Annotated in this window: 9 protein-coding genes and 2 pseudogenes; 8 read left to right on the top strand and 3 right to left on the bottom strand. The window is 45.2% G+C overall.

The genetic code is table 11. From position 1 onward, the window contains the following. Positions 1 to 34 precede the first annotated feature (34 nt). Complete coding sequence (locus AC5JL3_RS13120; RefSeq protein ID WP_496074916.1) at positions 35 to 157, top strand: hypothetical protein; 123 nt, start codon at positions 35 to 37, stop codon at positions 155 to 157. Positions 158 to 258: 101 nt separating this feature from the next. After that, entirely contained in the window at positions 259 to 738 is a 480-nt protein-coding gene (gene ispF / locus AC5JL3_RS13115; protein WP_496074915.1) for a 2-C-methyl-D-erythritol 2,4-cyclodiphosphate synthase, read from the top strand. Positions 739 to 844: 106 nt separating this feature from the next. Here ispF and AC5JL3_RS13110 read toward each other — a convergent pair whose 3' ends face one another. Next, positions 845 to 1,702 (bottom strand): calcium-binding protein, encoded by an 858-nt coding sequence (locus AC5JL3_RS13110; protein ID WP_496074914.1) that lies wholly within the window; start codon positions 1,700 to 1,702, stop codon positions 845 to 847. Positions 1,703 to 2,065: 363 nt separating this feature from the next. On the opposite strand from AC5JL3_RS13110, the gene AC5JL3_RS13105 reads away from it, so the two are divergent. The 4 genes from AC5JL3_RS13105 to AC5JL3_RS13090 all read left to right on the top strand — a co-directional run bounded on the left by AC5JL3_RS13105 (position 2,066) and on the right by AC5JL3_RS13090 (position 7,263). Next, positions 2,066 to 2,974, top strand: a complete 909-nt coding sequence (locus AC5JL3_RS13105; RefSeq protein WP_496074913.1) for a hypothetical protein — start codon at positions 2,066 to 2,068, stop codon at positions 2,972 to 2,974. A gap of 228 nt (positions 2,975 to 3,202) precedes the next feature. After that, a complete protein-coding gene (locus tag AC5JL3_RS13100) occupies positions 3,203 to 4,102 on the top strand; it encodes a DUF1822 family protein (RefSeq protein ID WP_496074912.1) in 900 nt (299 codons plus the stop codon). A gap of 31 nt (positions 4,103 to 4,133) precedes the next feature. After that, the gene (locus tag AC5JL3_RS13095) at positions 4,134 to 6,494 is read left to right on the top strand and encodes a CHASE2 domain-containing protein (protein ID WP_496074911.1); all 2,361 of its coding nucleotides are present in this window, start codon (positions 4,134 to 4,136) and stop codon (positions 6,492 to 6,494) included. Between the two features lie 4 nt (positions 6,495 to 6,498). Further along, positions 6,499 to 7,263 carry a DUF928 domain-containing protein gene (locus tag AC5JL3_RS13090; protein WP_496074910.1) on the top strand — a complete coding sequence of 255 codons (765 nt, stop codon included), beginning with the start codon at positions 6,499 to 6,501 and terminating at the stop codon, positions 7,261 to 7,263. Between the two features lie 289 nt (positions 7,264 to 7,552). Here the strand turns inward: AC5JL3_RS13090 and AC5JL3_RS13085 are convergent, their stop codons facing one another. Both AC5JL3_RS13085 and AC5JL3_RS13080 read right to left on the bottom strand, forming a co-directional pair. Continuing rightward, positions 7,553 to 10,276 (bottom strand): CHAT domain-containing protein, encoded by a 2,724-nt coding sequence (locus AC5JL3_RS13085; protein WP_496074909.1) that lies wholly within the window; start codon positions 10,274 to 10,276, stop codon positions 7,553 to 7,555. A 43-nt stretch (positions 10,277 to 10,319) separates the two neighbouring features. Beyond that, positions 10,320 to 13,382 carry a two-partner secretion domain-containing protein gene (locus AC5JL3_RS13080; protein ID WP_496074908.1) on the bottom strand — a complete coding sequence of 1,021 codons (3,063 nt, stop codon included), beginning with the start codon at positions 13,380 to 13,382 and terminating at the stop codon, positions 10,320 to 10,322. A 540-nt stretch (positions 13,383 to 13,922) separates the two neighbouring features. Here AC5JL3_RS13080 and AC5JL3_RS13075 point away from each other — a divergent pair. Then, a pseudogene (locus AC5JL3_RS13075) lies at positions 13,923 to 14,296 on the top strand (SAM hydrolase/SAM-dependent halogenase family protein); the annotation flags it as partial. Continuing rightward, a pseudogene (locus AC5JL3_RS13070) lies at positions 14,282 to 14,510 on the top strand (2-C-methyl-D-erythritol 2,4-cyclodiphosphate synthase); the annotation flags it as partial. The pseudogenes AC5JL3_RS13075 and AC5JL3_RS13070, both read left to right, overlap by 15 nt. Positions 14,511 to 14,557: the final 47 nt, after the last annotated feature.

Genomic DNA, 14,557 nt, shown 5'->3' with positions numbered 1-14,557 from the left:
ACAAAGAAGGAATTACCTCAAGCAGGCAACTAAAATGCTGATTAGCTTGGAAGTATCCGGCATCACTGACGTATCTATGTTAGACGCACAATCAATTGAGCCTTGGCAAGAAGAATTGCCAAAGCGATGGGTTGAATCAATTAAACTGAATGAATAGTTTTTCTGAATTTAGCAATTTTAAAACGAGAAGATTAAGTTTATGAAAATAGTTGATAATTAATTATTTTAGAAAAACATTACTAATCTTATTGCTAAACAATGAATATTCGCATTGGTAACGGTTACGATATCCATCAACTTTGCAAGGGGCGGGCTTTAATTATTGGTGGTGTGGAGATTCCTCACGAGTTGGGGCTACTAGGTCACAGTGATGCCGATGTCCTAACTCACGCGATTATGGATGCAATGCTGGGTGCTTTGAGTTTGGGGGATATTGGTCATTACTTTCCCCCCACAGACCCGCAGTGGGCAGGAGCAGATAGTCTGGTTTTATTGAGTCAAGTTAATCAACTAGTGCGAGCGCACGGTTTTGCAATTGGTAATATTGACTCTGTTATTGTGGCAGAGCGTCCTAAGCTTAAGCCTCATATTAAAGCAATGCGCGATCGCCTCAGCACAACTTTAGAATTAAAACCTGACCAAATCGGCATCAAGGCAACCACTAATGAGAAGTTAGGTCCAGTAGGGCGAGAAGAGGGAATCGCTGCCTACGCTGTAGCCTTATTGGTGGGCAACTAGATTAACTCAAATCACCCACCAATACTGCGAAATAGTTTCGATGACCTTGATACCTTCTCTTTTTTCGTTACTTCAAGTTTGAGGAATACTCAAATCCACATAGTTTCTAGACAATGTTGATGTCAAGGCTAGGGACAAAACCAGAGTTTAGCTGTATCGATGCAAATTGTGTTCCGTCAAAGAACAGTGCGCCTGTGTCGCTATTAAAAAAGAACCTACTGTAATCACCTATCCCAACGCCAAATCCACTTGCTGAAATCTGAATCTTATCCTCGTCCCAGTAGGCGAAGTCCGTGATGGTATCAATTCCTTCCGATACATAGTTAAAGACAAAGGTATCAGCACCTGCACCACCGGTAAGGCTATCGTTGCCAAAACCTCCGACTAAGCTGTCGATGCCATCGCCACCATACAGTAGATCATTGCCGCCTTCACCATACATTACATCGTTGCCAGGTTCCGGAACTACGCTGTTGCCGAGGATATCGTCGCCGTCGCCGCCATACAGAATATCGTTGTCATAGGAGCCATCTAGCCAGTCATTACCATCCCCTCCATAGATCACGTCATCACCTGTCCAAGCAACTAAAACGTCATTACCCGTTCCAACGAATTTATTTGCATCATAATCCGTTCCGCCATAGAGTATGTCATTACCCTCCCAACCATCGAGATAATCGTTGCCAGTCCCACCATACATTTGGTCGTTGCCAGTCCCACCATACATATTGTCATCGCCACTATCATCCCAATGGGCGACGGCACCAAGGAAGTCGTCACCGTCGTTACCATACAGCTCGTCGTTACCGCTGTTGCCAAATACGAGATCATTACCACTCCCACCCTGTAGAATGTCATTGCCGTCGTTACCAAACACGATATCGTCACCACCAAGAGCGTCGATATAATCATTGTTCGAGTCCTTAACGATGTAGTCGTTGCCGTTGGTAGGATAACTTGCCATTTTAATTTCTCCTTGTTTTCCTAATTGATGTTCAGCACAAGTGCTAGCTTATGAATCCCGTTGTTAGTTAATGGGGTTGATGCTTGAACTGAGGTTTAGCTTCCTTTCCCTCGTTCTGTCCATAACTCCTCTTAAAAGCCAGAGTTTTATGCAAAATTTTAAATATTAATTTGTGTAACAAAATACATAATTACTGAGTGTCGAGGAAGAGTAACAATCAGAAGCTCCTGCTGCTAAAGTGCGAAACCTCTTGGTTTATAGGGCATAACAGCTTGGTGCTTCATCTGGATTATTCTGAGAAACTTTCAACAAATAGTGAACGATCTATTCAGGAGTTGCACTTCCAGTGATACGTTCAAGACTATGGATGAGCGACTCGAACAATTAGTAAAAGAGGTACAACAACACACTCCCCAGACACAGGAGTGGCAGTTGGCTATTACTAAGTTGGTTGATGAAATTCTGCGATCGCGCAAAATCTGTCGTCCCCTTGGCAGTCAACCGCTATTTGGCGTTTATCAGAAACTGTACAAGCAAGTCCGACAGCAGCTTTTGTGTGATGTTGGCGAAAAAATCAACCAGTACAAACCAAAACAGACAACACTAAGGATATGGAGCAATACTTTACAAACCCAGGCTTTTAGAACAATCTTGGATGATGCTCAACTCAAAAAGCTAGCCCTAGAAGCCCAACACCACCCACCTCATACTGAGCTACGACAATATGCTTTAGGGGAATTGATTGAGGCAATTCGACTATCTGGCAAACTTTGCCGTCCACACCGAGCAAATTTTTCTGTCCAGTTTTATGACCTACTTTATGACGAAGCCGTTAATAAAACTTTGACCTATGTCTGTCGGAAAATTGATAAGTATGACCCTGAGCGAGGTGACAAAAAATTTATGAACTGGGTTAATTTCAGGCTCGATAGGATATTTATAGAAACCTGCCGTGAATTTAGAAACCCAAACTTCAAGGAATTACCTTCAATTACTGACCTAGAGGAGATAGTACAGCCAGAAGAACCACCTTCATTAGTTGAGAGAGTTCGCGAATGTTTAGAAGAAGATGCTGGAGATGTTTTTAAGCAGACGCATATAAGAAATCGACCTGATGCTAATTTCTCAGCAATCGCCTTAGCAAGGTTTTCTGGGAAAAGTTGGGAAGAGATTTCAGTAGACTTCGGAATCTCCTTACCGACACTAAGTAGTTTTTTCCAGCGTTGCTGCGAAAAGTTTCGTCCCAAGTTGCAACAATACTTGTATAACTAGTATTTCCACGCTTAACAAATCAGTAGAACTTCTCTAAATAATACCGACAAAACTCATTTTTGAAATTGGATGGCGAAATAGAAACTAACACTATTAGATAATATCATGCTATTCCACATATGTTGATTTAAAAATAATATTTTTTAGGCTAAAACTATTAACTTCTCATTTAAGACGAATCTCAATATATAAAATATAGATAACCTGATGAGCAGCAATCAAGTAATAATGAATTCCGAAATCGAGCCTTGGACTTTTACAGTTCCGATAGCTTTGGAAGCTCACTCACAAGCAGAGCAATTTCAACGTTGTCAACCTAACCCTCAAAAATCTAAACAGGTTTATCTGAATACTCTGGCAGTGTATGCCGTAAATTTTTATCTGGGATGCCGAGGATTTGAGACGAACTTAGAGATGAGTTCAAGTTTGGACTCAGTGATGCAAATCTTGATGGATGTTGCGGATTTGGTGGTGGGAAATCGCGGTAAGTTGGAGTGTAGACCAGTGTTACCCGGTGCAGAGTTTGTCTACATTCCCGCTGAGGTTTGGGTGGAACGGATTGGCTACGTTGCTGTGCAGTTGAATGAATCGTTAAGAGAAGCAACAGTGCTGGGATTTGTTGAAAAGGTGGAAAGTTCAGAATTACCTTTGAGCCAATTGCGATCGCTCGAAGAATTACCAGGATATCTCAACAGCATCAAACCAAGAGTAAACCTGAGCCAATGGTTTGAAAATATCTTTGAAGCGGGTTGGCAAGCTGTAGAGTCCCTGTTGAGCGCAGAACCAACTGAGCTAGCATTTAGCTTTAGAAGTCCGAGCGTTAAACGATGCAAGCTGTTTGAGTTGGGAGCGTTAAGTCAATCGGTGGCTGTGATTGTGGAAATTACCGAAGAAACTAGCCAGGAAATGGATATCACTGTCGAGGTTCAGCCCCCAAAAGATCAAACCTATTTACCTGCAAATTTACAGCTAATGGTGCTGGATGAAGACGGAGAGACTGTCATTGATGCCTATGCCAGAAGCGCCAACAAGACGATTCAATTGGAGTTTGATGGAGAAGCAGGAGACCGATTTAGTGTCAAGGTGGCTCTAGGTGATGTCAGCGTGACAGAGGATTTTGTCATTTGATTTTAGAGGCAGCAATGGCTGAACGTTGACAATGGGAAAGCTAATCGTCCTCAAACTGGATGGTGATTTCAAGCAAGGTTTTCGGGTAACGCTAGAGATTGGCTCAGAAGGTAAGCGCCCTGAAATAGAGATTCATGGCAAATTACCTCCTGCACCTGAACTGGCTATAGGGTATAGCAGTTGGCAGTCAACCTACCGTCACTTGGGGAAGAGTAATCGCACTATAAAAGCTAAAAAAGCCAGGGTTGATGGTTCCCTTAAAAAGGATAGGGAACAGTGTCGCACCTTAGCAAAGGAATTATGCGATCGCCTCAACACTTGGCTAAAAGCTGAATCGTTTTTCTCGCTCCGAGAGAAGTGGCTAGAAAAAGTCAGCACCGCTGACGAGGTTAGAGTAATTATTCGTGCCGAAAACCATCAAGTATGGCAGCTTCCCTGGCACCAATGGGATTTATTGGAGCGCTATAGGCAAGCTGAAATTGGGCTGAGTACCTTGGAGTACGAACAATCACCAATAGTAGAGGCTCTTCCTCCTCAAAACCAGCTCAGAATCCTCGCAATTTTGGGCAATAGTGAAGGTATTCATGTTGAGGACGATCGACAACGGCTGGAGAATTTGCCTGGTGCAACCACAACTTTTCTAGTAGAACCGCAACGCCAAGAGTTAAATGACCAACTTTGGGAGCAATGCTGGGATATTCTATTTTTTGCAGGTCATAGTCAAACTAAAGGTGAAAGTGGGCGAATTTATCTCAACTCGACTGATAGCTTAACGCTTGACGAACTCAGGTATGCCCTGAAAAAAGCAGTTGAAGGTGGATTACGGCTGGCAATTTTCAACTCTTGTGATGGATTGGGATTAGCACGGGAGTTAGAAAAGCTGCACATCCCACAACTGATTGTCATGCGGGAGCCAGTACCTGATCGGGTAGCACAAGCCTTTTTGAAGTATTTTCTTGACAGCTTTGCAAGTGGTAAGGCTCTCTATCCAGCCGTCCAGGAAGCACGGCAGCGACTGCAAGGTCTAGAAGATGAATTTCCCTGTGCTAGCTGGTTACCAGTAATTTGCCAGAATCTGGCGGCTGTCCCTCTAACTTGGTCAAAACTACCCGAACCGACTACAGAAATCCCCAAAAAGAAAAACAATCGCCCAAGATTGCCGTGGAATCGCTTGCAACTCCTCTTCCTAACAAGTTTGGTTGTAACCAGCCTCGTGATGGGAGTGCGATCGCTAGGTTTACTGCAAACGTGGGAGTTAGAAAGCTACGATCAGCTCCTTCGCCAACGCCCTGCTGAACTACCTGATTCTCGTATTTTGCTTGTTGGCGCGGATGAAGAAGATCTCCATACATACAAGCATCCTCTACCCGATGCCATTCTTGCTCAACTGATTGAGAAATTGGAGCAGTCTCAACCTGTCGCGATCGGTCTTGATATCTTTCGCGACCAGCCTGTATCACCAGGTCACGAGTTATTAGTCACCCAGCTACAGGAGAATCAACGTCTCGTTACCGTATGCTTCGGCAGCAACCAAGGAAATGCTGTTGCCCCTCCACCGAATAGCCCAGCCAACCAACTAGGCTTTAACGACTTAGAAAATGACAACGACTATATCGTTCGTCGCCATCTCCAATCCCGTACCCCAAATCCAATATCTCCTCTTTCACCATGTAAGACACCTTATTCCTTCAGCCTGCAATTAGCCTACCGATATCTGCAAGCTCAAGGCATCCCAGTCAAAACGACATCACTGAAAAACTGGCAGTTTGGTAGCGTCGTATTTAAACGTTTAGAGCTTCGTAGCGGAGGCTACCAAAACCTAGATGCGCGGGGAAATCAAGTGTTGATTAATTACCGTGCTACCCCTCAGATTGCTCAGTCAGTTACGTTTGAGGAGGTCTTAACTGGGCAATTCGATCCTAGTTGGGTGAGGAATCGGGTTGTTTTGATCGGGGTCACCGCTCCAAGTATTCAAGACTATCATGATACCCCTTACGGCAGAAGACGAGGGCTAGAAGTTCATGCACACTTAGTCAGCCAGCTCCTTAGTTCCGTTATGGATGGACGCCCTCAACTCTGGTGGCTGCCTCAGTGGGGCGATGCTCTCTGGGTGTGGGCTTGGTCGCTGATAGGAGGAATGCTTGTTTGGCAGGTGCGATCGCAAAGCACATACAAGGCACAATCGTCACTCTACCTAGTTCTGACGCTTAGCATCTGTGTCATTGTTTTGTATGGACTGTGCTGGGTTGTCTTACTACAAGGCGGCTGGCTGCCGCTTGTTCCAACCGCATTAGCATTAGTTGTCACAGGTGGTGTGATTGCTTACATTCCATTGCCAATACAGCAGAGGCAGCAGGAACTCCTCAATACTCATCATTTGATGGTGGATTAAAGCGATGGTTTACCGACCGAAAATGAAACTTGCTTTTGTGACTGTTGTGGCGATCGCTTTTTGGACAGTGTTAGAGGCAACCCTTAGTTTCACTAGCAACCAGGCACCGGGATGGACACAACCGAGTTCGCCAAACATTGCTACTCTGCCACCAGCACCCGGTACTGGCACACCTGATTCTGGGCAAACACCAGGAGGAACCCGCAGTCCTGAGCAAGTTGGAGCCTGCAAGCAGACGAATAAAGGGCTTACTGCCTTAGTACCAGAAAAAGGTAATCAGGGTTTAACTACTGCTGAGCATCCGGTTTTGTGGTTTTACATTCCCTATGCTCCTGAGGCTATACACTTTATCGAGTTTTCGATACACGAGCGGGAAAAAGAGGATACAGCGACCTTCTACCGAACTTCCCTCCAACTCACTAAAACACCAGGAGTAATTGGTATCTCCTTACCTTCAACTCCAGAGTATGCTCTAAAACTAAATGGGAGCTACCATTGGTACTTGAAGATTAATTGTGACCCTCAAGAACAGCCGGAAAAGGAGATTGTTCTGGATGGTTGGGTAACACGAGTTCAGCCTAGCCCTGAGCTTGTTGGTGTCATTTGGTATGATGAACTGACAAATCGAGCTAAACGCTACCTCTTAGAGCCACAAAATATTGAAATGAAGAATGCTTGGGCAGAACTATTGCAATCTGTTGATTTGGAAGAACTTGCTCAAGCACCTCTGGTTGGTTCAGTTCATCTTTCCCCCAAAACCGAAAATTAGTATCTTTGAACATACATTCCACACCCTCAACTGTCACACAGAGTGCCTTGGCTGGCGGCAGTAAATAATCCCTCTTTTGTTTGTTACTTTAGGGCTAAGAGTCTGGACGAAGTATTCTTGAATAAGGTTTCTACACTTCACAGTAAGTTTGACGCAAGAATGCTGACGATCCTTACGTCGCTACCGCTACGCTAAGCCCATACAAAACTCGTGATTCTTGCATGGAAATAACAAAAGAGGGGTGATTTTCGGAATTGCTAAACGAAAATACTCAGCACTTTAGGAAAGACTAAAGCCAATTTCCAACTAGAACGAAAGGTGCCCAATAGTAGGGAGCTTTGTATTGTTTAAAGAGTTCTAATTGAGCCTGATGAAGTGCTTGAGATTTTGTTAATTCAGGGTTAGTTAACTTTTTATAGAACTGCTCCATTAGTTCAGCCGTTGAGCGATCGCTTACTTGCCAAAGCGTTGCTAGCGTACTGCGTGCTCCTGCCCGTACAGCAATTCCGGCTAGCCCCAATGTTGCTCGGTTATCTCCCTGAGCTGTTTCACAAGCACTAAGGACAAGTAATTCAACGATGCTAGAGGACTTTTGGTTGTTACTCCGAAGTAAGTTATTCAAGTCGTTGCTATTGAGGAGCTGATCGTAAGCCAGAATAAATGTTTCTTCAGGGTCGGAACTAAACTTGCCATGCGTTGCAATGTGAACGGTAGAAAACGCTCCTGAATTAATTTGCTCTTGAAGATTAGCTTCAGTAAATTCTGGATTCAGTAGGGACTCTGAAGGTACGACACTTCCAATTTGCTGCAATTCCTCGACCACGTTGGGAAGTTCGTCAAACCTTCGCTGTTCAACTTCTCGCTGCTCACTTACTCCCGCTGTCAATACTTCTAACCGTTCTTGCTCTCTAGGTCGGAGGTCAAAAAGCTGCAAACCGGGAACCAAGGCAAGTGCGTAGGGCTTCTGCATCAGATACTCTTGACTTTTGTAGTCATAGAGAACTGACATGGGAATATTTCGCAGAACCCCATCGAGTACAAACACTAAAGTTTTGACTTCGTAGCTTTTTTCTAAGTCTTTCTCTAGGGGCTTAATCAGCCAGTCATAGAGTTGTGTAGCTTTTTCTATAACAACTTCTGGGTAGTTGCGTTTTAATATGTTCCTTCGCAGTTCTATCGCCGTTTTTTCGACTTCGGTTTGTTTTACCAAAGTGACATAGTGCTTTAAGGGTTGCCCTGGAAATTTGAAAATAACTTCTAATCGGTCTTCCAGAATAATTGGATAAATTAATGCGGATTCTGGGTCTATCTTGTCAATTTCCTGGTTCAGTTGTACGGTCTGAGAAAGGTTACAACTCAGAAAATTTTCTAGTTCAGCCAACTGAAGAGAGTCAATGACCTCAATGGCTCGCCTAAGATTTTCTTGATTAGGTTCAGTATCGGTTTCAGTTCTTAATAGCAAATCAACTAGCTTGCGGTGAACAGGCTCCACATTGTCCCGGAAAGAGAACTGTACCTCTGAAATGATAGTGAGCAAATCACTGCGAACGGACTTGAGAGTTGCAACGGCTTCCTCATAGGCAGCGATCGCTTTTTTTATATCTCCCTGTTTTTCCCATAAATGTCCCATTTGCCATTCCCAACGATAGCGAATTTCGGGAGCTTGCATTTCTTCAGCGAGGAGAAGAGCTTGCTGAGTCAAGTCATAGGCTGCACTCAATTGCTCAGTTAGCTCATACAGCCCACCTAATTGTCCAATGGCGTAGGATTCGGCTACCCGATCTTTCAAGCTTCGAGCCTGCTGGACAGCCGTGGCTAAAATCTGAGCAATAGAGGAGGCTGGATACTGGCGTGTTAGAGAAGACTGTTCAACCTCTAACTTTTTCCCAATCCCTAATTTCGTTAGGCTCTGGGCAAAGTTAAGTTGGGCATAAATATTAGTTCGACTTGGAGGCAGGTTAAGCAGTGAAGGCTGGATTACCGATACTAATTTTTCTGCCTCTGATGGTTTCCCCGACTCTACCAGGAGACTCAGGAGATTGAGCTGAGCTTGGACTCGGAGAGTCGGAGAGTCGGCGGCTTGTTGATAAGATGCGATCGCTGCTTGAATATGCTGCTTTTCGTCGTCTTGCTTGCCAATTGCGATCGCTCTATTCGCTAAAGCACGTTCAGTATTACCTAACTCAAGCAAAGCAGAACTCTGTGCTCTAGAGAGTTGAAATTCTTTAGCCACTGCCAAACTTTTCTGCAAGACTTCTTGAGACTTACTAAGATTGCCAACTCGTCTCAAAGCCTCACCAAGGTTTTGCAACCCAATAGTTGCCAGCTCAGGGTCTGGTTGCTGTAGTAGGATTTGCTCAACATGAAGTAATTCGGCTTCAGCCTGACTGCTCAGCCCTAATGCTTGAAGGGCTTGGGCTTGGTTAATTAAGCTACCAATAACACCTGTCTCATTGCCAGCTTTTTTATAAGTAACGGCTGCTTTCTTCCAGGTTGAGAGAGCGTCTGACCACTGTCCCTTTGTCGCTTGTAGACGACCTTGAGTGTTCAAGGCTTTGGCAAAAACGTCTAAGTAATTCTGGGTATTCGCTGTGTTCCTCTGATTATCTAGTAATTCAAGACTGGATGCGATCGCTCTTTGGGCTTCCTCCCACTGTCCTAAATGCTGATGAGCCAAGGAAAGATAGCGCAGCACCAGTGCTTGGTTCAGGGTATCTCCCTGGCTTAAAAATGCAGAAGTCGCCTGCTGCCAAACCTCTATTGCTTCTGAAAACTGTTCAGCCTCATACAGTTCTATGCCCTGTTGCAGTAGCGAGTGAGCATTGGAAGTTTGAGTTAGTGCCTCAGAACTTCCTTCAACTCTTTGAGTTGCCAACGTTGGAATACATAAGGTTGTAATTAGTGTCAACAAGGCTAAAAGGATTAGTCCAAGTATCCGGTGGTAAGCCTTGAGTGGCACGGACTTCACCAGAAGCCGGATGTGATACCAAAATCCAGATGCTTTTCTGCTCATAGGCTCGTTCTCGAACGCTGTGAAATGAAACAGTCACAGGTAGCTAATGTAGGCGACAACGATGTTGCGATCGGGTAGCAGGTACTTCAGCCACGAGAACAACTTTCCCTGTTTCGTTTATCAGCCAGCCTTGAGCTTCCACAATTTTGTCAGTCCGGGTTGCTGGTACCGAGGCACTAGTAGGAGCCGCCAAGTTCTCAGCTTCCTGCGTTGAGCGTGGCACATCTTCCCAGATCTCAGTACTGCTAAGTGGTTCGTAAGGACTGGGTGCTAAGCCACCCCTACCCGTATTGAAAAACTCAATAGCTACTTGCTCTTCCGCCGACTGGCAACCCTCAGCAACTTCCACATTAGCTGGCTCGTCTGGCAAGTTTACCAATCCCTGGCTAGGGTCAACATCAGGCGTGTTGATTGTCACGGTGCCATTTAACGAAGAATTTGCCCCAGTGGCAGTGATGTCACTCAATGGTGTCAGTTGCTCCCGAAACTCTGTGCCAAAGATACCTTGAGCTGTAACGGTGACATTTCCGCCACGGAAGTTAGCTGAATTCGCACTAATGTCACTATTTTCCAGGGCAGCTAATACACCAGTATCGATGGTGATGTTACCACCGATAACAGAGCTGCCCTGTGCGTTGGTGGTGATGTTGCTGCCATGACGCAACACCAAATCAGCAGAATTCAGGTTAATATTCCCCTGCCCTCCAAAAGTATTAGCGTTGATGGATGCCCCGTTGTCCAGACGGATGGAGGGAGCTTCAACATTGATGTTGCCTGCATCTGAAAGGTTTGCAGTGGCTGAAATCTCCCCGTTATTGAGATTCAATGCATGAAGAGCATGAATGGTAATACCGCCTGCCTTGCCACTGCCCTCACTCTGGGAAGAAATTACAGCACCATTGCTTAAGTCCAGGTTGTTTGTACTAATGTTGATATTGCCGCCATTGCCTGTTGATCTAGGGGTAGTTAAAGCAAATAAGCCACTGGGAAACTGACCATCGGGGGTAGTACCAATCACTTGCACTCCTTCAGAGGCATTGATAATTAAGTTCCCTCCGTTCCCCTTGCCTAAGGTACTAACATCGACCTGTGAGCCATCCAAAACAAGCAACTGTCCCGTTATAATCTCTAGGTTCCCCCCTGTACCTGTGCCTGTAGTGCCAGCATTCAAGCTGCTTGAAGCCTGACCATCGGAGGAGATGCCAGCCAGTTTTACTAAATCCCAGGCATTGACAATTAAACTCCCCCCATCGCCTGAGCCAAAGGTGCTAGCTGAAATTTGTGTTCCCTCCAAGACGAGCAATCTCCCTGTTGTAATCACTAGGTTTCCTGCCGCCCCTGTGCCATAAGTTGAAGTAATCAAGAGGCTAGGAAACCCATTGGCAGAGGTGCCAATCACTTGCACGGAATCCGAGGCATTGATAATTAAATCCCCTCCGTTGCCTGAACGCAAGGTTTTAGTATCGACATATGCCCCATCAAAGACGAGCAACTGCCTTGTTGTAATCTCCACGTTCCCCGCATTACCTTTACCTGGAGTATCATTAAACAAACCGCTGGGAATTCCATTAGCGGAGGTACCAATCACCTGCACAGAATCGGACGCATTGACAATCAAATTTCCTCCGTTCCCTGAACCAAGGGTACTAGCTGAGACCTGTGCTCCATCCAAGAGCAGCAACTGCCCTGTCGTAATCTCTAGGTTTCCTGCCATGCCCGTACTTCCAGGTTCAGTTTGAGTATACAAGCCGCTGGAAGCCCGACCATCAGTAGAGGTGCCAATCACCTGCACGGAGTCGGAGGCATTAACAATTAAATTTCCCCCGTTCCCTGAACCAAAGGTACCAGCTCCTACCTGTGCCCCACCAGAGATGAGCAACTGCCTCGTCCTAATCTCTGCGTTTCCTGCCCTACCTGTGCCAAGAGTTAAAGCACCTAAGGCACTGGGAAACTGACCATCAAGGGTGGTACCAATCACTTGCACGGAATCGGAGGCGTTGACAATTAAATTCCCCCCATCTCCTGAACCCGATGTTCCAACTGCGACCTGTGTCCCATCAGAGATAAGCAACTGCCCCGTTGTGATGTTGATGTCGCCACCCTTGCCAACGGCTCCTACTAACACCAAATTGTAGATATAGCTCTCATCTGTAAGGTTGATTGCCCCTGTCGTATTAATTTCAATATCGCCTGCTATTGAGTCACTAGAACCCAACCCAGCAGCTATACCTGCCAGGAGTTCGCTTCCTTCCGCCATATTTAAGTTCTGGGCATTGATGGCAATACTGCCGCCTCCGCCAGCGAGTACAAACACACCAGCCTCATTGCTCAGGGATACATTAGAAAGTACTAATGCATCAGGAAAACTCAGACGCAGGTCATTAGCACTGATAGAAAGCCCAACTACTCCCGTTCCTGCTACTCCACCTAACTCAACTCGACCTCCTGCCGCTTGCAAAGAAGTGCCATTGAGCAGCACATCGCCACCCACAAGGGCTAATGTTTCACCATCAGGTACTTGGAGCGTAGAACTTTGCACCTGAATACTTCCGGCATTACCTCCGTATTGCAAACCAAAGGGAACGTTGACACTCAGCAAGGGTGTAGTTTTGGGAGCCGTAGCACTAAATTGACTACCATCAGCAAAGCTTAAGCTACTAGCCGTACTCCCCATGAAGGAACCCCCAATGTCTAGCGAGGCATTAGAGCCAAAAATAATGCCGTTAGGATTGAGTAAAAACAGGTTAACGCCGTTGGCTCTTATCAAACCATTAATGTTAGAGACAGAACCACCTGTTACACGGCTAAAGATGTTCTGAATCTCGCTTGTATTGTTAAAGTAGGCAATACCTAAAGTAGGTACAGAAAACTCGCTAAAACTGTGGAAGAGATTTGTACCTCTAGTTGCTCCACCCTCAATTTGAAATGTTCCTGGTGTAGGGGATGTGATTAAAGAACTTTCACTTCCTAAAGAATTATCACTGGTGACTTGACCCCAAGCGAAATTGCTATCGAAGTGTAGTGTTAGGGTTATCGCCTCACCTAACACGAAGGAACTAAGTACACTAAGCTTCCAGTATCTCTGTAATTTACTTAAAATATTCATAAACTAGTCGGCTTCTTTTGGGGATTGTCATATTTGCACCTATCTGTTAAAGCCTTGCTTTGAAATCAAAGATTTACAGACAAATAAGTTGGTGACAACGACCTTAAAATCCTGTACTGGATAGAAGTTAAGCCTATTGAGCAGATAAGTATAAGTGATCGGCTTTATGCCTGACTTATATAGTGAAGTGTGGTTCCCTCACAGCTATTACCTTAAAATCTGTAAAATTCCCTTACAGATCAGCATTTCGCTTTATTGAAACTGCACTGATACAACAAGCAGGAGTTTCTTATTCCTTCAGAAAGGCTTTTATCCTTTCCTCACGGATGAGTTATTTCTGGCTGGTAAGGCTAACCAGCCTCAACAATTTTTGCTGCACTTAATTAAAACAAAAACAGTAGAGATTATGTTTTTTCTCCAGTTCTTTCATGAAAACAACATATTCTGAGGCGCAGGTTTAAATCAGCTTCATTAAAACAACATATTTCGAGGTACAGGTTTAAACCAGCTTCATGAAGCAACATATAGTCTATAGTGTAGATCAATCCGGCTTTGACGGTTGTGGATTTAACGCACGAGATTCCACCCCAAAACATTGCGGCTGGTCGGTTTAGCTTAATGAATGCTTACCCCTACTTTCCAGGTGGAACAGTACATATTGCTGTAGTCGATCCGGGGGTAGGCAGTTGCCGCAGAGGAGTAGCTATCCAACTTGATGCTGGCTTCTCTTAGTCGGGCTAGACAACGGGTTATTCAGTGGTGTTTTGAGCGAAAATCCGGTAGTTGCAGCAGTTGAACTCACAAATCCTTACTACTGGCGGACACCATCCCCCAGCACGACCTTTCACGGACGAGATATCTTTGCTGCTGTAGGAGCGCATCTTGCCAATGGTGTTCAGATAGAACTCTTGGGAGAGGCGGCGGGCTTTAATTATTGGTGGTGTGGAGATTCCTCACAAGTTGGGGCTACTAGGTCACAGTGATGCCGATGTCCTAACTCACGCGATTATGGATGCAATGCTGGGTGCTTTGAGTTTGGGGGATATTGGTCATTACTTTCCCCCCACAGACCCGCAGTGGGCAGGAGCAGATAGTCTGGTTTTATTGAGTCAAGTTAATCAACTAGTAGACTTCGGCGGAAGTTAGGCTACTATTAATAGAGCCAATCTAACGTA

The organism is Symplocastrum torsivum (assembly GCF_059505465.1).
The sequence above is the reverse complement of the archived record's forward strand: the minus strand, read 5'-3'. Positions and strand labels throughout refer to the sequence as shown.

What these genes read in the sequence shown, in the direction of transcription:
- AC5JL3_RS13120 (WP_496074916.1), top strand. Translation starts at nt 35, where the DNA reads ATGCTGATTAGCTTGGAAGTATCCGGCATCACTGACGTATCTATGTTA.
- ispF (WP_496074915.1), top strand. Translation starts at nt 259, where the DNA reads ATGAATATTCGCATTGGTAACGGTTACGATATCCATCAACTTTGCAAG.
- AC5JL3_RS13110 (WP_496074914.1), bottom strand. Translation starts at nt 1,702, where the DNA reads ATGGCAAGTTATCCTACCAACGGCAACGACTACATCGTTAAGGACTCG.
- AC5JL3_RS13105 (WP_496074913.1), top strand. Translation starts at nt 2,066, where the DNA reads ATGGATGAGCGACTCGAACAATTAGTAAAAGAGGTACAACAACACACT.
- AC5JL3_RS13100 (WP_496074912.1), top strand. Translation starts at nt 3,203, where the DNA reads ATGAATTCCGAAATCGAGCCTTGGACTTTTACAGTTCCGATAGCTTTG.
- AC5JL3_RS13095 (WP_496074911.1), top strand. Translation starts at nt 4,134, where the DNA reads ATGGGAAAGCTAATCGTCCTCAAACTGGATGGTGATTTCAAGCAAGGT.
- AC5JL3_RS13090 (WP_496074910.1), top strand. Translation starts at nt 6,499, where the DNA reads ATGGTTTACCGACCGAAAATGAAACTTGCTTTTGTGACTGTTGTGGCG.
- AC5JL3_RS13085 (WP_496074909.1), bottom strand. Translation starts at nt 10,276, where the DNA reads ATGAGCAGAAAAGCATCTGGATTTTGGTATCACATCCGGCTTCTGGTG.
- AC5JL3_RS13080 (WP_496074908.1), bottom strand. Translation starts at nt 13,382, where the DNA reads ATGAATATTTTAAGTAAATTACAGAGATACTGGAAGCTTAGTGTACTT.